The sequence below is a fragment of the Loktanella sp. DJP18 genome (genome assembly GCF_049310965.1).
Lineage (GTDB): Bacteria > Pseudomonadota > Alphaproteobacteria > Rhodobacterales > Rhodobacteraceae > Loktanella.
In genome coordinates this window covers 1-20589 of the sequence record NZ_JBMERN010000045.1, presented here as the reverse complement: position 1 = coordinate 20589, position 20589 = coordinate 1, and the positions used below count along the sequence as shown (strand labels likewise).

Here is a 20589-nt window from a genome sequence, read left to right as displayed (position 1 = left end):
CTGCGGTCATGCGACGATGCGCAACCCGCGCCCTTTCGCCTGGGCGTTGACGACGGCGGAGGCGGTGTCGAAAGGCTTCCTGATCATCGAAATGTCGATCACGACCGAGACCAGTCTGTCTACGAGTGGGGTCAGTCTCAGGCTCTGTGCGTAAGACTTCTCCCCCTCGTCGAGCGGTGCGTGCCCCATGATACGGCGCCGGATCGCATCGGAACCATTGTCGCTCATCAGGAAATTGTTGACCTTGGTGCGGAAGGCGTGGAAGTCAAGACCTGGCCAGTAGACGTCGTTGGTTCGGCGGTAGTAATTGAATTTCTTGCTGAAATTCTCCGACAGTGTGCCTTTCCATTGCCCGCGTGTAAGGGAGAGGAAAAGCCGCACCTTCCCTTGTTTTTTGCGCAAGGCAATCAACTGCTCGATCCCCAACTCGATGAGATTTGGATGAACTGGAACGCGGCGCTGACTTGATTCTGTCTTCGTCGAATTGATCACGGAGTTGGTGACATTCATGTAGAGGATGCCGTCCTCGCGCCCGAAATCGTCCGGACCGAGTTGCAGGCACTCCTCCTCGCGAAGACCATGGTGGACCGAGATCAGAGGTGCCCAGAACAGTGGGTTGCCAACGTCTTCGAGTTCTTCCTGGTAAATCGGAGAGCGGAACAGATCGTAAAGTCTGTCATCCCAAGCGACGCGGGCTTTGATTTCCTCACGGCTCCGCATTTTTTTCACTTCCTTATTGGTCCAGACGCAAAGAGCAAACGGGTTCACGTCGATGAGCTGCATATCCATAAGCATCTTTCCAACGGCACCGAGGACTCGCGCGTGCTTCAGGTATGTGTCTACCTTGAGCCGGGCGATATGCCCTTCTTTGTGCGCGCGATCGATTTCTTCTTCGGTGGCACCATCAGCCTTCATTTGTTGAAGTTTCATTTTGAGGCTGGCTGCCATCTCATCGCAGCGTTCGATCAGGTCCTGATACCCGTCCGTCGGGAGGAATGGTTCGAATTTCCCATGATGAACAGGCAGCCGCCAGAGGCGCTCGAGTGCATCGTTCACAGCCTCTGGATCGATCTCCTCGATTGGACCGCTCCCGAGTTGTTCATGCCAATAGCCTGACGCCAATCGGCGCTTGCTGACGTTTTCCTTCGCGAATTTCTCTCCGGCGGCGCCGTCCCGTTTCTGCGGCCGCGAGAAGTCGTTCTGATAGCCCATGTTTTTCAGATCGAAGAACAGCTCGATTGCTTCGGGCCATGTGATGCCACGCGCCTTGGCGATGGCCCGTTGCGCTTCTTCCGAAAGCTTGTCGACTGCTACATGGATGTTCGGTGGTCGCATTGAAATGCGCGCCAGCTGGGCCTGTCCAGCTGTCATGCCACCGGGAAACTTCACGCCGAACGGATGAAGTATCGGCAATTCCATTCCCTCATACATGACTGTGGCGGCCGCCGGAACGTCGTCCGTCATGGCGACGGGTTCATTGTCCGACGAGTCTTCCGCAGGACGGGATTCCGGAGCTTCGGGCTGCACAGGCGCGGCGACGGTTGCAGTTGTTGCAAATGATGCAGCAGCGGGCGTGACTGCTGGTGCGGCTCCTACGGAGGCGAATGATGCCGCCGAAATACCCTCATTCATACTGACCGGGACCTGCGCCGCCGTTACCATCCGAACCGGAGCCGTCGCAAGCAGAAAGGCATCGGTCGGATGGGCATAAAGTCCCTGCCGGCGGCGATTGCGTTCGAGACTGACGTCGAGCAGCACCTTGGTCGCTTCATAGGCCAGCGCCGCCCAATCCGCGTCAGTTTCATCGAGTGCGATCCCGAGTTGTGCTGCAACATGACGCAAGGGGTTCCGGGCCACGTCGCGGTCGCCCAGCTGCAAGGCCTGCCGCAAGGTCGACTGGAGCAGCTCCTCGCGACGCAGATCCAGCATCGCGGTATCCGTGCTGCAAAGGCCTGACAACGCTCGCGTGCGCTCGAATGCCAGAATCTCGAACCGCACGAGGGTCTCGAGCAGGCTGGACTGAATGTGGGGCGCAATCGGCATCATCGTCTCCGCGGGTGCGGCGAAGACCATGTCACTCATCGTCGTCAGTCGATGGCCCAGGATCTTCGCGTCGCGCAGGACGTGGGTGCGAAGCGAAAAGCAGAGGAGATTCTTTTCCAATGGGGTGCAGGTCGATCCGGGAAACGGGGCGCGGGGCCAGCGTCTGCGCCAGAAATAACCGGACCGGCGGCGTTCGAGATGGGGCGGCAAGCTCCGATTGCGGGGCATGAAGAAGCCCTCCTGTGCACGCGTTGTGCACCGCCGTGTGCACCAAGATGTGCACCTCGTCCTCGAGCTCCGACTCCGGATCTCTGAAAACCCTTGTTTATAGGGGCCTGATGGGGGGATTGGCTCCGACGGTAGGGATCGAACCTACGACCAATTGATTAACAGTCAACTGCTCTACCGCTGAGCTACGTCGGAAAACCTGCGGTGGCTATAACAACCCGGTTTCGGCGCGTCCAGACCAAAACCGAACGCTTCCTGCACAAATTTCCGACGACAGGATGGGATCCGAGCGTCACAATGTTAGCGCCAGTTGTCGATTTTTGAACGATTGCTGCGCGTGTCTGGTAAAGTGAATTGACCAGTCCAAACCTGTCTTTATAAGTTCCCCTCAGGCAAGAGCGATTGCAACCGACTTTGCCCAACAGGAGGATACAAAAAATATGAAACGCAGACAATTTCTGACGTCCGCTGCCGTCGGCACGGCTGCCACGACGCTGGCGACCCCCATGCTGGCCCAAAGTCGGATCGACATGAACATCGTTTCCACATGGCCGCGCGATTTCCCGGGGCTGGGAACGAGTGCGCAGCGACTTGCTGCGCGGATTGAGGAGCTGACCGAGGGCCGTATCGCGGTGACCTACTTCGCCGCCGGCGAAAAGGTCGGTGCCTTCGACGCCTTCGACGACGTGGCCTCTGGCAACAGCCAAGCCTACATCGGGGCCGACTATTACTGGAAGGGCAAGCACGCCGGCTGGTCGCCGTTCACCGCGATTCCGATGGGCCTGACCTATACCGAAATGGACGCCTGGATGAAGTTCGGCGGCGGCCAGGAGCTTTATGAACGGCTGGGCGACGAATTCGGTGTCATCGGCTATCCGGCCGGCAACACCGGCGTCCAGATGGGCGGCTGGTTCAACAAGGAAATCGAGAGTCCCGACGACATTCGCGGCCTGAAGATGCGGATACCCGGCCTTGGCGGCGATGTCATCTCCAAGCTGGGCGGATCTCCCGTGTCGCTGCCGGGCGGACAGATCTACGAAAACCTCGTCTCGGGTGCCATCGACGCGACCGAATGGGTGGGGCCGTGGAACGACTACTTCCTCAAGCTGTACGAGGCGGCCAAGTTCTACTACTGGCCGGGCTTCCACGAGCCGGGTTCGCAACTGTGCATGGGCATGAACAAGACCTGGTGGTCGACCGTGCCGGAATACGACCAGAAGCTGATCCGCCTGGCCTGCCTGGAAGAGAACGCCGTGTCGATGGCCGAGGCCAACGCCTTCAACGGTGAATATCTGGGCAAGTTGATCAACGAATTCGGCGTCGAACTGCGTGAGTTCAACGATGACGTCTACGAGGCATTCGGTACCGCGTCCGCCGAAGTCATCGAGGAAGCCCGCGATCACAGCCCGCTGGCCGCCGAGATCTTCGACAGCCACCTTAAAGCCCGGGCCGAGATCGGTGCCTGGACGGCGCTGTCGGATGCGCCCTACGTGGACAAGCGGAACCGCGTTCTGGACATGTAATCGCCGCAAGGCATGGCTGGACGACACGTCCGGCACGGACGGGGCGGATCACATGATCCGCCCCGTCAGGTATCTTCACCAGACTTTCCGGGGGACACGGGATGGAAACGCAGGGGACGTCGCGCGCGTTGCTGGCGCGTGGATTTGGCTGGACGGTCTTGGCCGTGCTGGCCGCCTACATGGTCAACGTGGTGCTGCAGTTCTGGTTCGGCTTTCCGGGAGTCACGGCCGTCGTGAACGGCGCGATGTCGGCGCTGGGGCTTGTTCAGGTCGTGATCCTGCTCGGTGCGGCCGTGCTGGCCATCGGGTTCGTGCTGGCGACGCCGGGGCGGTCGCTGCGAGGCGACGCGGCGCAGATCAATGCCTTCAACCGCTTTCTGGTGCGGTCGGCCTTTTTTGTCGTGTTGCTGGTCGGTCTGGGGGACGCGGTCCTGTCCTATCTGCGGGTCCAGAACCTGTTGGATGGCCTGATCGGCAGCGACATGTCGGGCAACCTTGGCCGCGCGGATTATCGCGGTGTGTATTTCCATGCGCCGCTGGTGATCCTCGGAATCGTGCTTGGTGCCGTGACCCGCGGACTTGGCTTCATCTGGCTGTCGCTTCTGGTGGTCGGTGCCGAACTGCTGATCGTCCTGTCGCGCTTCGTCTTCTCATATGAACAGGCCTTCATGGCCGACCTCGTGCGGTTCTGGTACGGCGCGCTGTTCCTCTTCGCCTCGGCCTATACCCTGCTGGAGGAAGGCCATGTGCGCGTCGACCTGCTTTACGCGTCCATGCGACGCGAGACGAAGGGACGTGTCAACGCCATCGGGTCCGTGATCCTCGGCATGGCGCTGTGCTGGACGATCCTGATCCTGGGCTTCAGCACGGCATCGTCGGTCATCGTCGGTCCGATCCTGGTGTTCGAGACGACGCAATCCGGCTTCGGGATGTATGTGAAGTATTTCATGGCGGGCTTCCTCGCCGTCTTTGCTGTGACCATGATGATCCAGTTCGTGGTGCAGTTTCTGGAAGGTGTCGCCGACAAGCGCGGCGAGCCTGGCGCGCGTGAATCGCACGCCGACATGATGTAATCGGGGACACGCGCAATGGAACTTTTCTTTCTTCTGATGCTGCTTGTCGTCATGGCCGGTGCGCTCGGCTCTGGCTATCCCGTCGCGTTCGCGCTGCCGGGTGCGGCCATCCTGACCGTCGGCCTCGCGGCCGTGACCGGCATCCTGTTCGAGGGCTCGTCCGCCGCCTATTTCGCCAACGGCACGCCGGGTCAGTGGCTGACGTCCGGTGTCACAAACCTGCGCGGGGTCTACTGGGAACCGGAACGCGACACGCTGATCGCCATTCCGCTGTTCATCTTCATGGGCATCATGCTGCAACGGTCCAAGATCGCCGAGGATCTTCTGGTCAACATGGCGCAACTGTTCGGCCCGATCCCGGGCGGTCTGGGTATTTCGGTCATCGTCGTGGGCGCGCTGCTGGCCGCCACGACGGGTATCGTCGGTGCCACGGTCGTCGCGATGGGCATGATTTCCCTGCCGGCGATGATGCGCAACGGCTACTCCAATTCCCTGTCGTCCGGTGTCATCGCGGCGTCTGGCACGCTGGGGCAGATCATTCCGCCGTCCATCGTGCTCATCATCCTCGCGGATCAGCTGGCCTCTGCCGTCGATCAGGCGGGGACCTCGCGGCAAGAGCTTTACAAGGTCGCCACCGGCGAAGTCTCGATGCCGTCGGAGTTCGCCATCGTCTCGACCTCGGCCGGCGACATGTTCCTTGGCGCGCTGGTGCCCGGTCTGTTGCTGGTCGCGATCTACATCCTCTATGTTCTTGCCATCGCGATCTTTCGGCCCAAGATGGCCCCGGCTGTGCCCTATGAGGGACGTTACGATGCGGCCTTCCTCGGCAACGTGCTGCTGGCAATGGTGCCGCCGCTGGCGCTGATCCTGCTGGTCTTGGGGTCGATCATCACGGGCATCGCGACCGTCAACCAGGCGGGTGCCATCGGCGCCGCGGGCGCGCTCATCATGGCGGGCTACCGTCTGCATCCAGAGGGTCGATCAGGGCGCTTCATCCCGACCATCGTCGCAGCCGTCGGTCTGATCCTGGTTGGCTGGACCGTCTCCAACTACAACACGAACATCCTGAACATGCAGACGGCGTCGGACCGCATGGGCGTCACGCTTGCCGCCATCGGCGTGGCGCTGATCGTGCTGTCGATCGTCTGGTCCGGCGTGCGCGCCTACTATAACGAAGACGCGCTGACCGGCGTCATGGTGGAAACCGCCAAGACGACCTCACTGGTGTTCATCATCCTGCTGGGTGCTGCCATGCTGACGGCGGCCTTTCGGGCGTTCGGCGGCGAAGAGTTGGTCAAACACTTCCTGGAAGGGCTTCCAGGCGGTTTCTGGACCAAGTTCATCATCGTCATGACGGTCATCTTCGTTCTGGGTTTCTTCCTCGATTTCATCGAGATCGCGGTCGTCGTCGTGCCGATCGTGGCCCCGATCCTGCTGGCCGATCCCCAGGCCAACGTCAGCGCCGTCTGGCTGGGCGTGATGATCGGCCTGAACCTGCAGACGTCGTTCCTGACACCGCCCTTCGGCTTTGCACTGTTCTATCTGCGCGGCGTGGCCCCCGCCGCGGTCAAGACGATCCAGATCTACAAGGGCGTCGTGGCCTTCATCCTGCTGCAACTGGCAGCGTTGGTCATCGTGGCCTTCAACCCGCCGCTTGTGAACTATCTGCCGGCGCGCACGTCGCTGACGGCAGAGACCGCGCCGCCGCCGGTGAACCCCGCGCTGCAATACTGCATCGAGGACTACATCATGGCGAGCTTCGACGCGCGCGGTGACCGGATCGCCGCGGCGATCACGCAGGCCCGTGGCCTCGACGTCTCCTACCTGCCCGAGGACCTGCAGGACGACTGGACCGACGGTCTCGACAAGGCAGAAACGGTGCCTGGTCTCGTGACCGACATCGAGGCGATCCAGCGGCGTCTGACCGAAGGGGCCGTTGCCTACAGGCCCGAACACACCACCGTGCGCGCCTTGCAGCGCGACATGCTGATCCGCACTAAAGAGATTGCCGACCTGCGCCTCCGGGCCTCGCGCGGGTTTGGCGATTCAGAGGCGCAGACCGCCCGCGCGGACGAGTTGCAGGCCGAGGTCGATGCGCTTCAGGCGCAGATACCCGAGACCTGGCAGGCCACACAGGACACCTACAACGCCATCAACAAGGAAAACGAGACCGCCCGCAATCTGTATCGCCGCACCGTCGATCAGGCCTACGAGCCGCTGATCGAGCTGAAGGCCGTGATCGCCAGTGCCGACGCGCTGGCGGCCCTGCGCGAGCCGATCGCGGCGCTGGCAGCCGATGCGCCGACAATGGACGGTGCCATGGCGGATGCCCGCTTCAAGGAGGTCGAATCCATGCTGGGCGATGTGGACGGCGGTCGCGACATCCGCGGCCTTCTGTCGGACGCGCGTGGCGAGATCGACAGCCGGTCGCCCGATCCGGACCGCGCGATGGAGTATCTGGACGAGGCACAGGCGCTGTTTGAAAGCGAACTGACCTGGCGCGCGCGCGCCAACGAAGAACTGTTGCCTGGCATCACGGCCTATGACGATGCGATCAAGGACACCATCGGACTGCGCCTACAGCCGCGGTTGCCGCGCGCGCAGGCCCTTGAAGTCGCAGCCTGTTCGGCCACGCACCGCGACATATCTCTCAGCTTCTGATACGGCGCTGATGGATGAACGGGCCGGGGGAATACCCCCGGCCCTCTGTCTGGCAGGTGTGCCGGTGCCATGTGCGCCAATGCACCTATCGCCCGGCCTGTGCAGGGGATATGGTGTGCGCGAACAGTCCGAAAGGAACCGCCGATGGCGTCCATCGTATCCGTCAAGAACCTGCGCAAGGCCTATGACACCGGGTTCGAGGCCCTGAAAGGCGTCGACCTCGAGATCGAGGAGGGCGAAATCCTTGCCCTGCTTGGTCCGAACGGTGCCGGCAAGACGACGCTGATCTCCACCATCTGCGGAATCACCGTTCCGACCTCCGGCACGATCACGGTCGGCGGTCACGACACCATCCGGGACTACCGTGCCGCGCGCAGCCTGATCGGCCTCGTGCCGCAGGAAATCAACCTCGAACCCTTCGAGACCGTGGAGAACACCGTCCGCTTTTCGCGCGGCCTGTTCGGCAAGCCGCGCGACGATGCGCGGGTGGCCGCGATCCTGAAAAGCCTGTCGCTGGACGACAAGGCGACGGCCAGGGTCAAGGAACTGTCCGGCGGCATGAAACGCCGCGTGCTGATCGCCAAGGCGCTGGCCCACGACCCCCGCGTGCTGTTCCTCGACGAACCGACCGCCGGGGTGGACGTGGAACTGCGCAAGGACATGTGGAACGTCGTTGCCGGCCTCAAGCGCGAAGGCGTCACCATCATCCTGACCACGCACTACATCGAAGAGGCCGAGGCCATAGCCGACCGCGTCGGCGTCATCTCCAAAGGGCAAATCCTTCTGGTGCAGGATAAATCCGAAATGATGAGCCAGATGGGTAAGAAACAGTTGCGCGTCGATCTGGCCGTGCCGGCCGTGGCAATCCCCGAAGCCCTGTCGCATTACGATCTGACGCTGGAACGTGACGGGTCGGTGTTGGTCTATACCTACGACACCCGCAAGGACCGGACCGGCATCCGCACGCTTCTGAACGACATGGCAAGCGCAGGTCTGACCATGACCGACCTGCAAACGCAGCAAAGCAGCCTCGAAGACATCTTCGTCGGGCTGGTAAAGGACGACGCATGAACCTGACCGCGATCAAATCCATCTACCGGTTCGAGATGGCCCGCTTTTTCCGCACCATCACGCAGTCGCTGGTATCACCCGTGCTGTCCACATCGCTTTACTTCGTGGTCTTCGGCACAGCCATCGGCAGCCGGATCGAGACAGTCGAAGGCATCAGCTACGGCGCGTTCATCGTGCCGGGCCTCATCATGCTGTCCGTCATGACGCAGGCCACCAGCAACGCGAGCTTCGGCATCTACTTTCCCAAATTCATCGGCACGATCTACGAACTGCTGTCCGCGCCGGTGAACTTCATCGAGATCACGATCGGCTATGTCGGGGCGGCGGCGACCAAGGCGCTTTTCATCGGGGCGATCATATTCCTCACCGCCTTCTTCTTCGTGGATATTCAGGTCGCGCACCCGGTCTGGATGGTCGCCTTCCTCGTGATGACCTGCATCAGTTTTGCGCTGCTGGGGTTCATCATCGGCATCTGGGCAGGCAATTTCGAACAGTTGCAGCTGATCCCGCTGCTGATCATCACGCCATTGGTCTTTCTTGGCGGGTCGTTCTATTCCGTCACGATGCTGCCGCCCGTCTGGCAGACGATCACGATGTTCAATCCGGTCGTCTATCTGATCAGTGGATTCCGCTGGGCGTTCTTCGACGCGGCCGACGTGCCTGTCGGTCTGTCGTTGCTGGCGATCAGCGCCTTCATGGCGGCCTGCCTGACGGCAATCTGGTGGATCTTCCGCACCGGCTGGCGCATTCGGCAGTAAGACTTGTCCCGGCGGGGCAGGGGGCCTAGATCGGGGGCATGAAAATAAAACTCCCGTTCATGAACCGCGGCCCGCTGGTCAACGTCGTTCGCCTGCAGGGGGCGATCACCACCGCCGGTCGCGGGCTGGACGATCCATCGCTGGCACCCGTGCTGGAAAAGGCCTTTACCAGGGGCAAGCCGAAGGCGGTCGCGCTGCAGATCAATTGCCCGGGCGGCAGCCCGGTCCAGTCATCTCTGATTGCGGCACGCATTCGCCGCCTGTCACAGGAACACGAGGTTCCGGTCCTGGCATTCGTAGAGGATGTGGCGGCCTCGGGTGGCTACTGGCTGGCCTGCGCCGCGGACGAAATCTATGCCGACGTCGGGTCGCTTGTGGGGTCCATCGGCGTCATTTCGGCCGGGTTCGGGTTTCATGACCTGATCGACCGCTACGGTGTCGAACGCCGGGTCCACACCGCAGGCACCAGCAAATCCATGCTCGACCCCTTCCGCCCGGAAAAGCCCGAGGATGTGCAAAAGCTCGAAGGCTGGCTGACTGATCTGCACGAGATCTTCATCGCCTACGTCAAGTCCCGGCGCGAAGCTATGCTGTCCGACGATCCCGCCATCTTCTCGGGCGAGGTCTGGATCGGCCAGAAGGCACACGACAAGGGCCTGATCGACGGGATTGGCCATCTGATCCCCGTGATGAAGGCGTTGCACGGCGACGACGTCAGATTTCGCCGTTACGGCCCCAAGAAGTCGCTGTTCGCCCGGCTTGGCGCGCGCATCGTGGGCGAAGCCGCAGGCCTGATCGAGGATCGGACCGCCTTCGCACGATTCGGGCTCTAGGATGCTGATCAAGGTCGCCGCCCTCTTTCTTGTGTTCGTCTTCGTCCTTGGCCTGTTCGGCAAATGGCGGTTCCCGGGGCAAAAGGCCCTTGCGGCCGCCAAGTGTCCGAAGTGCGGGCGCTACAATATCGGCAAAGGCCCCTGCGCCTGCGAAAAAGGAAACCCCTGAATGGAATGGTTGCTTGCCGCCGCCGGCCTGATCGTCCTGATCTTCGCCGGCGACAGCCTTGTGAAAGGGGCCGTGAACCTGGCCCTGCGCCTTGGTGTGCCCGCATTGATCGTCTCGCTGACGGTCGTGGCCTTCGGGACGTCCGCGCCAGAACTGCTGGTGTCGGTGCAGGCGATCCTCGACGGCGTGCCGGGGCTTGCGTTGGGCAATGTCGTGGGATCGAATACCGCGAACGTCCTGCTGGTGCTGGGCATTCCGGCGTTGCTGGCGGTCCTCCACACATCGGAACACGATGTGCGGTCGAGTTACCTGCAAATGCTGGCTGCGACCGCGCTGTTCATCGGCCTGTGCTTCTTCGGCCCTCTGAACTGGGTCAGCGGCCTGATCCTGCTGACCGGTCTTGCCGCCATGCTGGTCCACGCCATCGTCAGCGCCCGCAACAGTCCCGAAGTGCCAGAGCTTGAGGGGGCAGATCCGTCGCTGTCCTGGGCCAGGATCATCCTGTTTCTGGTCGTGGGCCTGATCGGCCTGCCCATCGGGTCGGAGCTGCTGATCCGGGGTGCGACCACCATCGCCCAGGATTTCGGCATCTCTGACAGCGTGATCGGCCTGACGCTGGTGGCCGTTGGCACGTCCCTGCCGGAACTTGCAACGACCGTCATGGCGGCCCTGCGGCGTCAGGCCGACGTCGCGCTGGGCAACGTCGTCGGGTCGAACCTGTTCAATCTGCTTGGCATCATGGGCGTCGCGACGATCGTCGGGCCGGTGCCGGTCGATGCGCAATTCCTGACCTTTGACCTATGGGTCATGGCGGGGGCGGCGCTGCTGATGATCCCGCTGGTCTTCATGGGGCGCAACCTGACGCGGGTATGGGGGATCGGCCTGACGGCGATCTATGCCGTCTATGTCTGGTCCATCCTGTGAGGGCACTTGTCACCGGGGCGGGTGCGCGGCTGGGCCGCGCCATGGCGCTGACGCTGGCCGACCACGGGCACGACGTCGCGGTGCATTACGCCAGCTCTCGTGACGGAGCGGAGGACACGGCGCAGATGATCCGTGCCAAGGGTCGACAGGCCGTCACGCTTCAGGCCGACCTGCTGGACGAAGACGCGACCCAAGGACTGATCGGGCGTGCGATGGAGGGTCTTGACGGGCCACTGACGGTGCTGGTGAACAACGCATCGATCTTCGAACACGACGACATCGCCACGGCAACGCGTGACAGTTGGGACCGTCACATCGGATCAAACCTGCGCGCGCCCTTCGTGCTGACGCAAGGGTTCGCGGCGCAGGTGCCTGACCCGGTCAGCGACGACGGCGAAGAGCCTGTGGCGCAGGGCCTGATCGTCAACATGCTGGACCAGCGCGTGCACAAGCTGACACCGGAATTCATGACCTACACGCTGGCCAAGATGGGTCTCTGGACTCTGACGCGAACGGCGGCGCAGGGGCTGGCACCCCGCGTGCGCGTCAATGGCATCGGCCCGGGTCCGACGCTGCGGGGGGGACGCCAGTCCGAAGACCATTTTCACCGCCAGCGCGCGGCGTCCCTGCTGCAGCGGGGGGCCGATGCAAGTGACATCTGCGGGGCTCTGGTCTATCTGCTGGGGGCCAAAGCGGTCACGGGGCAGATGATCGCTGTCGATGGTGGCCAGCACCTTGGCTGGGAAACGCCGGACATCCTTGGACTGGAGTGACCGATGACGCGAGTTGTGCACCTTGACGCAGGGGCAAGCTCACGGGAATGTGTTAACGCATTGAATACATTGGTTTACAAAACCTTCATAATTTTATCGTTCTGAATCAATGACCTGCAAAACAGCCTGTTTTTCAGGCAAAGTGATGAACGCATAGCGCAGCAACGGAAATTTCGGCCCCACGACAAATTGCCCCCGTAGTTATCCACAGTTTCAGTGGATGCCTTTCATCTTGCCGCCCCCCGGCTATCATTGCAGACACCCCCAGAATCACGGACCCAGAATGACCGACGCCACCGCCGCAGCCCGTTTGACCGGATACGCCTGCATTGCGGCCTTCGTGAAAACACTCGACAGTTCGCCCGGTGTCTATCGGATGCTGGATGGCGAAAGCCGCGTGCTTTACGTCGGCAAGGCGCGGAACCTGAAGGCGCGGGTCAGCAACTACAGCCGGCCGGGGCAACATTCGGGTCGCATCGCGCGCATGATCCGCGAAACCGAGTCCATGATGGTCCTGACCACCCGGACCGAGACCGAGGCCCTGCTGCTCGAACAGAACCTGATCAAGCAGCTCAAGCCGCGCTACAACGTTCTGCTGCGTGACGACAAATCCTTTCCCAACATTCTTGTGACCACAGACCACGATTGGCCACAGATCAAGAAGCATCGCGGGGCCAAGACGGAAAAGGGCAAGTATTACGGCCCCTTCGCCGGGGTCGGTGCCGTGAACCGCACGCTGAACCAGTTGCAGCGCGTGTTCCTGCTGCGCAATTGCAGCGATCAGGATTTCGAGACGCGGACGCGCCCCTGTCTGCAATACCAGATCAAGCGATGCTCCGGTCCCTGCTGCGGATTGGTCAGCGACGCCGATTACCGCGCCTCTGTCCGCGACGCGCAGGCATTCCTGTCGGGACGCACGAAGGGTATTCAGGAAGCGCTGGCCTCCGAGATGAACACCGCCTCTGCCGCGATGGAATTCGAACGCGCCGCCGCGATGCGCGACCGCATCAAGGCGCTGACGCAGGTCCAGACAGCGCAGGGCATCAACCCCAGGGGCGTCGAGGAAGCCGACATCATTGGCCTGCACATCGACGGCGGTCAGGCCTGCGTGCAGGTCTTCTTCATCCGCGCGAACCAGAACTGGGGCAACCATGATTACTATCCCCGGATCAGCGGCGACGAGGATGCCTCCGAGGTGATGGAAGCCTTCGTCGGCCAGTTCTACGCCGACCGCGAACCGCCGAAGATGCTGATCCTGTCCCACGGGCTCGATAGCGACGACCTGATGGCGCTGGCCCTGTCCGAAAAGCTGGGCCGCAAGGTCGAGATCATCGTCCCTCAGCGCGGTGAGAAGGCAGAGCTGGTGCAGGGGGCGCTGCGCAACGCGCGCGAAAGCCTGGCCCGCAAGATGAGCGAGACGGCGACGCAGGGCCGTTTGCTGAAAGGCGTGGCCGAGGCCTTCGATCTGACGAAGACTCCGCAGCGGATCGAGGTCTATGACAACAGCCACATCCAGGGCAGTTTCGCCGTTGGCGCGATGGTCGTCGTCGGCCCGGACGGCTTCGAGAAGAACCAGTATCGCAAGTTCAACATCCGTGGCGAGGATCTGGTGCCCGGCGACGATTTCGGCATGATGAAAGAGGTGCTGACCCGCCGCTTTCAACGCCTGCTGAAGGAAGACCCCGCGCGCAAGGGCGGCACCTGGCCGGACCTGTTGCTGATCGACGGCGGGGCGGGGCAAGTGAGTGCTGTGCGCGAGATCATGGAGAAGCTGGGCGTGGGCGACGTGCCGATGGTCGGTGTGGCCAAGGGCATCGACCGGGACGCGGGGAAAGAGGAATTTCACCGCACCGGCAAGTCGGTCATGGCGCTGCGCCACAACGACCCGGTGCTGTATTTCATCCAGCGGATGCGCGACGAGGTCCACCGCTTTGCCATCGGCACCCACCGTGCCAAGCGCGCCAAGGCGATCGGGGCAACTCCGCTCGATGACGTGCCGGGCGTGGGGGCGACGCGCAAGCGCGCCCTGCTGGCGCATTTCGGATCGGCCAAGGCCGTGGCGCGGGCGAACCTTGCGGACCTGACGGCGGTCGAAGGCATCAGCCAGACGATGGCCCAGACGATCTACGACTATTTCCACGAGAACGGCTGATGCCGTGATGGCGAAAGCGCCGTCGTCGCGGTGTTTTGTAAGAAAACAGAAGGGGGGCCAGCCCCCCGTCGCCATGCGACTCCCCCCGGGATATTTGCGGCCAGAAGAAGCGGGGGGTGCGATCGCTTGATCTGGTCTATCGCGACAGCGGCAGCTAGGGTGCCGTCATGAATCTGAACGTGCCCAACATCCTGACGATCCTGCGATTGCTGGCAGCCCCTGCCGTGGCGATCCTTTTCCTGTTCTTTGCTCGGCCCTGGGCGGACTGGTTCGCGCTGGCCCTGTTCGTCGGCGCGGCCCTGACCGATTTCGTCGACGGCTACCTTGCGCGGGCGTGGAAGCAGGAAAGCCGGTTCGGTGCGATGCTGGACCCCATCGCCGACAAGGCGATGGTCGTCATCGCCCTGCTGGTCATCACCGGCTTTTCCGGTATGAATCCGTGGATCCTGTTGCCCGCGACCTTCATCATCTTCCGCGAGGTCTTTGTGTCCGGACTGCGGGAATTCCTGGGGGCGACGGCGGGTCTGCTGAAGGTGACGGCATTGGCCAAGTGGAAGACGACGGCCCAGATGATCGGCATCGCGCTGCTGTTTGCAACCGGCGCGTTCGAGCATTATCTGGGAATGCAGACCTTCGGGATGGACCGCGCCATGCGCGACAACGTGCTGGCGGGCAACATTCCCGACGAACTCGGCCTGGTCTGGAAATACTGGGGCATGATGCTGAGCTGGTATCTAGGCATCAGCGTGCTGTGGCTGGCCGCCGCCCTGACGCTGCTGACCGGCTGGGACTACTTCCGTAAGGCGCTGCCATATCTGAGGGACAGCTGATGGATGTGCTTTACTTTGCCTGGGTGCGCGAACGCATCGGCCTGCCGCGCGAGCGGGTGGAGACGCAGGCCGCGACCGTGAACGATCTGGTGGCCGAATTGCGCAGGCGCGAAGAGCGTTACGATGCCGCCTTTGCCGATACGACATCGCTGCGCGTTGCGCTGGACCAGGTGCTGTCGGACTTCGACGCACCCTTGGCGGGCGTGCGCGAGGTCGCCTTCTTTCCGCCCATGACGGGCGGCTGATGTCGGTCCGCGTGCAGGAACAGGCGTTCGACACCGGCGCAGAGCTGAACGCCTTTGCCGAACGGGCCAAGGGGGCCGGTGCTGTCGTCAGCTTCACCGGCATCGTGCGCGATGTCGCGGGTGGATTGCAGCACATGATGATCGAACATTACCCCGGCATGACGGAATCCGCGATTGAAGGCATCGTCGCCGAGGCGCAGACGCGTTGGACCCTGGCCGATGCGCTGGTGATCCACCGTTTCGGGCAGCTTGCGCCCGGTGCGCCGATCATGATGGTGGCGACGGCGTCGGCGCATCGCGCCGATGCCTTTGCCGCCGCCGATTTCCTGATGGACTACCTGAAATCCCGCGCGCCCTTCTGGAAGAAGGAAGTTACCGCCGACGGGGCCGATTGGGTTGCGGCACAGGACGCGGACGAGGACGCGCTCAGGCGGTGGTAAGTGCGGCGTGCCGGTGGCAGGGGACGATGTGGTCGTTCACCAGCCCGCAGGCCTGCATGAAGGCATAGACGATCGTGGGTCCACAGAACTTGAAGCCCGCCTTCTTCAGATCCTTCGAGATCTGCACGGACAGGGGTGTGAAGGCCGGGACGTCGGCCATCGTGGAGCGCCGGGTCTGAAGAGGCTTGCCGCCCACATAGTCCCACAGGAACCGATCAAAGCCCTGTTCCGCGTCGATCCGCAGGTAGGCCTGCGCGTTGGTGATCGTTGCTGCGATCTTGCCCCGGTGGCGGATGATGCCGGGATCGGTCAGCAGACGCGCGATGTCATCGTCGCCCCAGGTCGCCACCACATGAGGGTCGAACCCGGCAAAGGCCGCGCGGAAATTGTCGCGCTTGCGCAGGATCGTGATCCAGGACAGCCCGGCCTGAAAGCCGTCAAGCACCAGTTTTTCCCACAGGGCGCGGCTGTCGTATTCCGGCACGCCCCATTCGGTGTCGTGGTAGGCTTGGTACAGCGGGTCGTCACCCGCCCAGGTGCAGCGCGTCAGGGTCATGGTGGTCGCTTTCCCGTATAGCTCTTAACGTGGTGTTAGGTGCGCGGATGCAATGTGGCAAGGCCCTGTTCCGGAGCCGATCCCATGACACCACCCCGCCTGCACGCCCCACCCGATCCGGAACGGGATTTCGCCGATCCCTTGCAATTCGCCTTTGCCAGTCGCGATGCGGACACCCCGGCACTGGTTGCCCGCGCGCTGGATCTGGGGCGCGCACAATTGGCGTTCCAGCCAATCGTCGTGGCGGCGAACCTGACGAAGGTCGCCTTCTACGAAGGGTTGATCCGCCTGCTCGACGACGCCGGGCGCGTGATTCCAGCGGCGAATTTCATGCCGCAGGTCGCGGATACGGAAATCGGCCGCCGCATCGATGTGCTGACGCTGGAACTGGGGCTGCGGATGTTGCGCCAGCATCCGGGCATGCGGCTGTCCGTCAACGTCTCGGCCCGGTCGCTGGGCGACTGGCGCTGGCGCCAGAAGCTGGAGGCGGGGCTGTCCGGACGCGGCGCACTGGGTGAACGCCTGATCTTCGAAATCAGCGAGACATCGGCCATGATGCTGCATGAGGTTGTCATGCGCTTCATGGAAGACATGCAGCCGCGCGGTGTGGCCTTTGCCCTTGACGGCTTTGGTGGCGGGATGACGGCGTTCCGGCATCTGAAGGATTTCTTCTTCGACATGGTGAAGGTCGACAAGACCTTCGTGAAGGGGATTGCCGACGATCCCGACAATCAGGTGCTGGTCGAGGCGCTGGTCACCGTGGCCCATCAGTTCGAGATGTTCGCCATCGTCGAGGGCGTGGAAAATGCCAGAGATGCCAATTGGTTGCAGGGGATCAACGTCGACTGCCTGCAAGGCTATCATATCGGTGCCCCGAAGTTCGACATCGATTAGCGGTTGTGATTGCCCTTGCCTCTGGCGCTGCCTAGACTGGTGGCAATCTCGCGAGGGGGCTGCTGACAACAGGCCTGTCTCGCGCATCAAAACCGCTAGAAAGGGTTAAAATGACCAATGTCGTGATCGCGTCCGCAGGGCGCACCGCCGTCGGCAGCTTCCTCGGGTCTTTCGCCAACACCCCCGCCCACGACCTGGGGGCCGCGATGTTGCAAGGCATCGTGGAACGCTCCGGGATCGACAAATCCGAAGTCAGCGAAACCATCCTCGGTCAGGTGCTGACCGCCGCCCAGGGCCAGAACCCGGCCCGTCAGGCGCATATCAACGCTGGTCTGCCCATGGAATCTGCCGCATGGTCGATCAATCAGGTCTGCGGGTCGGGTCTGCGCGCCGTGGCGCTGGCCGCGCAACACATTCAGTTGGGCGATGCCACCATCGTGGCCGCCGGCGGGCAAGAGAACATGTCGATGTCACCCCATGCCGCGAACCTGCGGCAAGGCACCAAGATGGGTGATGTCAGCTATATCGACACCATGATCAGGGACGGCCTCTGGGATGCCTTCAACGGTTACCACATGGGGCAAACCGCTGAAAACGTGGCGGAAAAATACCAGATCAGCCGCGATCAACAGGACGAATTCGCGGTCCGGTCGCAGAACAAGGCCGAGGCCGCCCAGAAGGCCGGCAAGTTCAAGGATGAGATCCTTCCGTTCACCATCAAGACCCGCAAGGGCGACACGGTGGTCGACAGCGACGAATACATCCGCCACGGGGCCACGATGGAGGCGATGCAGAAACTGCGCCCCGCGTTCACCAAGGACGGTTCCGTCACCGCCGCCAATGCCTCTGGCCTGAACGACGGCGCTGCAGGCGTCATCCTGATGACGGCGGACGAGGCCGAAAAGCGCGGGATCGAGCCGCTGGCCCGCATCGTGTCCTACGCGACCGCTGGCCTCGACCCCAAGATCATGGGTGTCGGCCCGATCTATGCCAGCCGCAAGGCGCTGGAAAAGGCCGGCTGGAAGGCCGCAGATCTCGAATTGGTCGAAGCGAACGAGGCCTTTGCCGCGCAGGCCTGCGCCGTGAACAAGGAAATGGGCTGGGACCCGGAGATCGTCAACGTGAACGGCGGTGCCATCGCGATCGGTCACCCCATCGGTGCCTCGGGCGCGCGCGTCCTGAACACCCTGCTGTTCGAGATGAAGCGCCGCGGCGTGAAAAAGGGTCTTGCAACCCTGTGCATCGGTGGCGGCATGGGCGTCGCCATGTGCGTCGAACGCCCCTGATACAAATGGGGCCGCGTCTGAACGGATTGCGGCCCCTGCGATTTGCCGATTTCGACCGCCCCGCCGGGATCGGCGATGTTTCTGTCCCTGAAACACACATTCACTGGGAAATCTCTGGACGCAACATTGTTGCGCGTTAAGCTGGGGCAGCGATCAAGGGAGGATACGATCATGGCACGAGTGGCACTTGTCACCGGCGGCACACGCGGCATCGGCGCGGCCATTGCGACCGCGTTGAAGGACGCGGGCTACACCGTCGCGGCGACCTACGCCGGGAATGACGAAAAGGCGCGGGCCTTCACCGATGCAACCGGCATCAAGACCTACAAATGGGACGTCGGCAGCTATGACGCCTGCAAGGACGGGATCGCGGGCATCGAAGCCGACCTCGGCCCGATCGAGGTTCTGGTCAACAACGCCGGCATCACCCGCGACGCACCGTTTCACAAGATGACGCCGGACCAGTGGAACGAGGTCATCGGCACCAACCTGACCGGCGTCTTCAATATGACCCACCCGGTCTGGCCGGGGATGCGCGACCGCAAGTTCGGACGGATCATCACGATTTCGTCCATCAACGGACAAAAGGGGCAGTTCGCGCAGGCCAACTATTCCGCCGCCAAGGCCGGCGACATCGGCTTTACCAAGGCGCTGGCGCAGGAAGGTGCGCGCGCGGGCATTACGGTCAATGCGATCTGCCCCGGCTACATCAACACCGACATGATGGCGACGATCCCCGAAAAGGTGATGGACAGCATCGTCGGCGCGATCCCCGTGGGCCGTCTGGGCGAGCCGGAGGAGATTGCCCGCGCGGTCGTGTTCCTCGCCTCTGACGATGCGTCCTTCATCACCGGGGCCACGATCACCGCGAACGGTGGTCAGTATATGGCCTGATCCTGCGGGATGTGGCATCAGGCATCGGGCCGGGGCATGTCCCCGGCCTTTTGCATGGACCGGACATGACGCGCCGAACTGCCACCCTGATCGGGTTCACTGCCGTCCTTCTGTGGTCGTTGCTGGCGGTGCTGACGGTGGCGACCGCCCCGGTGCCGCCCTTCCAGTTGACCGCAATGACCTTTGCCGTCGGCACCGGGGTCGGGTTGTTCTGGGGGCTAGTCACTGGAACGCTGGGCCTGCTGCGTCTTATCTCTTGGCGCGTCTACGCCGCCGGAACGGCGGGCCTGTTCGGCTATCACGCCCTTTATTTCTCGGCCCTGCGCCTTGCCCCACCGGCAGAGGCAGGGTTGATCGCCTATCTCTGGCCGCTGCTGATCGTCCTGTTTTCCGGCCTGTTGCCGGGCGAGGTGCTGCGGCGCGGTCACGTCATCGGAGCCATGCTGGGTTTCGCGGGTGCTGCGCTCATCATCCTTGGCGGGCGAGGAGAGCCGGGCACCGGCGCGTTCCTGGGCTACGGACTTGCCCTGATGTGCGCCCTATTCTGGTCGGGTTATTCCGTCCTGTCGCGACGATCCGGCACGGTCCCGACCGTCAGCGTGACCGTCTTTTGCGCAGCGACGGCGGTGTTGTCTGCCGGCGTGCATCTGCTGACCGAACAGACTGTCTGGCCATCGTTCACCGGCTGGCTGGCCGTGCTGGCCCTGGGCCTAGGCCCGGTGGGGCTGGCGTTCTTCGTCTGGGATATCGGGGTAAAGCGCGGTGACATCCAGTTGCTTGGCACCGCGTCCTATGCGGCCCCGGTGCTGTCGACGCTGGTGTTGGTCGGTGTCGGACTTTCGCCGCCGACATGGGCGCTGGGTGGTGCGACGGTCCTGATCGTCGGAGGGGCCGCACTGGCCGCGCAGGCCAGCGCGGGCAAGGAGGTCAGTTGGCCGAAAGGCGGGTGATTTCCTGCTTGATCATCAGTTTCTGCTTCTTCAGGCGCGCGATCTCCAGATCGTCCGTGGCAGGGCTGCGCTGCAGCGATTCCACCGAATCGGAAAGGGTCTGGTGCTTCTTTTTCAGTTCTTCAACGTGCGAACTCAAGCTCATGGTCGGCTCCTTTTGCTGTCATTGAACAGTTACATTGCAACACATGATCCGGCGTATGTCACCTGATTTGGCTGCGACAGGTTATACCAACCTGCACTGATCAGAACTCGTGCGCCCACTGGCGGCGTCCGATGGACACGA

Annotated in this window: 20 protein-coding genes and 1 tRNA gene; 17 read left to right on the top strand and 4 right to left on the bottom strand. The window is 62.7% G+C overall.

Annotation, left to right across the window (positions count from 1 at the left end):
- Positions 1-6: 6 nt before the first annotated feature.
- Entirely contained in the window at positions 7-2271 is a 2265-nt protein-coding gene (locus ACOI1H_RS13710; protein ID WP_422438259.1) for a hypothetical protein, read from the bottom strand.
- A 120-nt stretch (positions 2272-2391) separates the two neighbouring features.
- Positions 2392-2466: transfer RNA gene (locus ACOI1H_RS13705), tRNA-Asn, on the bottom strand.
- Positions 2467-2711: 245 nt separating this feature from the next.
- On the opposite strand from ACOI1H_RS13705, the gene ACOI1H_RS13700 reads away from it, so the two are divergent.
- The 13 genes from ACOI1H_RS13700 (at position 2712) to ACOI1H_RS13640 (ending at position 15723) form a co-directional block, all read left to right on the top strand.
- Entirely contained in the window at positions 2712-3794 is a 1083-nt protein-coding gene (locus tag ACOI1H_RS13700) for a TRAP transporter substrate-binding protein (protein WP_422438257.1), read from the top strand.
- A gap of 101 nt (positions 3795-3895) precedes the next feature.
- The gene (locus ACOI1H_RS13695; protein WP_422438255.1) at positions 3896-4867 is read left to right on the top strand and encodes a TRAP transporter small permease subunit; all 972 of its coding nucleotides are present in this window, start codon (positions 3896-3898) and stop codon (positions 4865-4867) included.
- 15 nt (positions 4868-4882) lie between these two features.
- Complete coding sequence (locus ACOI1H_RS13690; protein WP_422438253.1) at positions 4883-7528, top strand: TRAP transporter large permease subunit; 2646 nt, start codon at positions 4883-4885, stop codon at positions 7526-7528.
- A 144-nt stretch (positions 7529-7672) separates the two neighbouring features.
- A complete protein-coding gene (locus ACOI1H_RS13685) occupies positions 7673-8599 on the top strand; it encodes an ABC transporter ATP-binding protein (protein WP_422438251.1) in 927 nt (308 codons plus the stop codon).
- Positions 8596-9357 (top strand): ABC transporter permease, encoded by a 762-nt coding sequence (locus ACOI1H_RS13680; RefSeq protein WP_422438249.1) that lies wholly within the window; start codon positions 8596-8598, stop codon positions 9355-9357. The genes ACOI1H_RS13685 and ACOI1H_RS13680 overlap by 4 nt, the downstream gene beginning before the upstream one ends.
- Before the next feature lie 38 nt (positions 9358-9395).
- Positions 9396-10190, top strand: a complete 795-nt coding sequence (locus ACOI1H_RS13675) for a S49 family peptidase (protein WP_422438247.1) — start codon at positions 9396-9398, stop codon at positions 10188-10190.
- A 1-nt stretch (position 10191) separates the two neighbouring features.
- Complete coding sequence (locus tag ACOI1H_RS13670) at positions 10192-10359, top strand: hypothetical protein (RefSeq protein ID WP_422438245.1); 168 nt, start codon at positions 10192-10194, stop codon at positions 10357-10359.
- Positions 10360-11283: a calcium/sodium antiporter gene (locus ACOI1H_RS13665; protein ID WP_422438243.1), complete on the top strand. Its 924-nt coding sequence runs from the start codon at positions 10360-10362 to the stop codon at positions 11281-11283.
- Positions 11280-12056 carry an SDR family oxidoreductase gene (locus tag ACOI1H_RS13660; RefSeq protein ID WP_422438241.1) on the top strand — a complete coding sequence of 259 codons (777 nt, stop codon included), beginning with the start codon at positions 11280-11282 and terminating at the stop codon, positions 12054-12056. The genes ACOI1H_RS13665 and ACOI1H_RS13660 overlap by 4 nt, the downstream gene beginning before the upstream one ends.
- Positions 12057-12339: 283 nt before the next feature.
- Entirely contained in the window at positions 12340-14208 is a 1869-nt protein-coding gene (gene uvrC / locus ACOI1H_RS13655) for an excinuclease ABC subunit UvrC (protein WP_422438239.1), read from the top strand.
- Positions 14209-14375: 167 nt separating this feature from the next.
- Positions 14376-15038: a CDP-diacylglycerol--glycerol-3-phosphate 3-phosphatidyltransferase gene (pgsA, locus tag ACOI1H_RS13650; RefSeq protein ID WP_422438237.1), complete on the top strand. Its 663-nt coding sequence runs from the start codon at positions 14376-14378 to the stop codon at positions 15036-15038.
- A complete protein-coding gene (gene moaD / locus ACOI1H_RS13645) occupies positions 15038-15283 on the top strand; it encodes a molybdopterin converting factor subunit 1 (RefSeq protein ID WP_422438236.1) in 246 nt (81 codons plus the stop codon). The genes pgsA and moaD overlap by 1 nt, the downstream gene beginning before the upstream one ends.
- Positions 15283-15723, top strand: coding sequence for a molybdenum cofactor biosynthesis protein MoaE (locus ACOI1H_RS13640; protein WP_422438235.1), 441 nt, complete (start codon positions 15283-15285; stop codon positions 15721-15723). Before moaD ends, ACOI1H_RS13640 begins: the two co-directional genes overlap by 1 nt.
- On the opposite strand, the gene ACOI1H_RS13635 is transcribed toward ACOI1H_RS13640, so the two are convergent.
- The gene (locus ACOI1H_RS13635; RefSeq protein ID WP_422438274.1) at positions 15710-16273 is read right to left on the bottom strand and encodes a DNA-3-methyladenine glycosylase I; all 564 of its coding nucleotides are present in this window, start codon (positions 16271-16273) and stop codon (positions 15710-15712) included. The genes ACOI1H_RS13640 and ACOI1H_RS13635 overlap by 14 nt on opposite strands.
- Positions 16274-16363: 90 nt before the next feature.
- Here ACOI1H_RS13635 and ACOI1H_RS13630 point away from each other — a divergent pair, with 90 nt between their 5' ends.
- The 4 genes from ACOI1H_RS13630 to ACOI1H_RS13615 all read left to right on the top strand — a co-directional run bounded on the left by ACOI1H_RS13630 (position 16364) and on the right by ACOI1H_RS13615 (position 20303).
- The gene (locus tag ACOI1H_RS13630; RefSeq protein ID WP_422438233.1) at positions 16364-17173 is read left to right on the top strand and encodes an EAL domain-containing protein; all 810 of its coding nucleotides are present in this window, start codon (positions 16364-16366) and stop codon (positions 17171-17173) included.
- A 110-nt stretch (positions 17174-17283) separates the two neighbouring features.
- Positions 17284-18459, top strand: a complete 1176-nt coding sequence (locus ACOI1H_RS13625) for an acetyl-CoA C-acetyltransferase (RefSeq protein ID WP_422438231.1) — start codon at positions 17284-17286, stop codon at positions 18457-18459.
- Between the two features lie 171 nt (positions 18460-18630).
- On the top strand, positions 18631-19353 hold the full coding sequence (gene phbB / locus ACOI1H_RS13620) for an acetoacetyl-CoA reductase (protein WP_422438229.1): 723 nt from the start codon (positions 18631-18633) through the stop codon (positions 19351-19353).
- 65 nt (positions 19354-19418) lie between these two features.
- Complete coding sequence (locus tag ACOI1H_RS13615; protein ID WP_422438227.1) at positions 19419-20303, top strand: DMT family transporter; 885 nt, start codon at positions 19419-19421, stop codon at positions 20301-20303.
- On the opposite strand, the gene ACOI1H_RS13610 is transcribed toward ACOI1H_RS13615, so the two are convergent.
- The gene (locus ACOI1H_RS13610) at positions 20281-20448 is read right to left on the bottom strand and encodes a YdcH family protein (protein ID WP_422438226.1); all 168 of its coding nucleotides are present in this window, start codon (positions 20446-20448) and stop codon (positions 20281-20283) included. The genes ACOI1H_RS13615 and ACOI1H_RS13610 overlap by 23 nt on opposite strands.
- Positions 20449-20589 lie beyond the last annotated feature (141 nt).

Coding starts and splice junctions, on each gene's coding strand:
- ACOI1H_RS13710 (WP_422438259.1), bottom strand. CDS start 2,271: ATGCCCCGCAATCGGAGCTTGCCGCCCCATCTCGAACGCCGCCGGTCC.
- ACOI1H_RS13700 (WP_422438257.1), top strand. CDS start 2,712: ATGAAACGCAGACAATTTCTGACGTCCGCTGCCGTCGGCACGGCTGCC.
- ACOI1H_RS13695 (WP_422438255.1), top strand. CDS start 3,896: ATGGAAACGCAGGGGACGTCGCGCGCGTTGCTGGCGCGTGGATTTGGC.
- ACOI1H_RS13690 (WP_422438253.1), top strand. CDS start 4,883: ATGGAACTTTTCTTTCTTCTGATGCTGCTTGTCGTCATGGCCGGTGCG.
- ACOI1H_RS13685 (WP_422438251.1), top strand. CDS start 7,673: ATGGCGTCCATCGTATCCGTCAAGAACCTGCGCAAGGCCTATGACACC.
- ACOI1H_RS13680 (WP_422438249.1), top strand. CDS start 8,596: ATGAACCTGACCGCGATCAAATCCATCTACCGGTTCGAGATGGCCCGC.
- ACOI1H_RS13675 (WP_422438247.1), top strand. CDS start 9,396: ATGAAAATAAAACTCCCGTTCATGAACCGCGGCCCGCTGGTCAACGTC.
- ACOI1H_RS13670 (WP_422438245.1), top strand. CDS start 10,192: ATGCTGATCAAGGTCGCCGCCCTCTTTCTTGTGTTCGTCTTCGTCCTT.
- ACOI1H_RS13665 (WP_422438243.1), top strand. CDS start 10,360: ATGGAATGGTTGCTTGCCGCCGCCGGCCTGATCGTCCTGATCTTCGCC.
- uvrC (WP_422438239.1), top strand. CDS start 12,340: ATGACCGACGCCACCGCCGCAGCCCGTTTGACCGGATACGCCTGCATT.
- pgsA (WP_422438237.1), top strand. CDS start 14,376: ATGAATCTGAACGTGCCCAACATCCTGACGATCCTGCGATTGCTGGCA.
- moaD (WP_422438236.1), top strand. CDS start 15,038: ATGGATGTGCTTTACTTTGCCTGGGTGCGCGAACGCATCGGCCTGCCG.
- ACOI1H_RS13640 (WP_422438235.1), top strand. CDS start 15,283: ATGTCGGTCCGCGTGCAGGAACAGGCGTTCGACACCGGCGCAGAGCTG.
- ACOI1H_RS13630 (WP_422438233.1), top strand. CDS start 16,364: ATGACACCACCCCGCCTGCACGCCCCACCCGATCCGGAACGGGATTTC.
- ACOI1H_RS13625 (WP_422438231.1), top strand. CDS start 17,284: ATGACCAATGTCGTGATCGCGTCCGCAGGGCGCACCGCCGTCGGCAGC.
- phbB (WP_422438229.1), top strand. CDS start 18,631: ATGGCACGAGTGGCACTTGTCACCGGCGGCACACGCGGCATCGGCGCG.
- ACOI1H_RS13615 (WP_422438227.1), top strand. CDS start 19,419: ATGACGCGCCGAACTGCCACCCTGATCGGGTTCACTGCCGTCCTTCTG.
- ACOI1H_RS13610 (WP_422438226.1), bottom strand. CDS start 20,448: ATGAGCTTGAGTTCGCACGTTGAAGAACTGAAAAAGAAGCACCAGACC.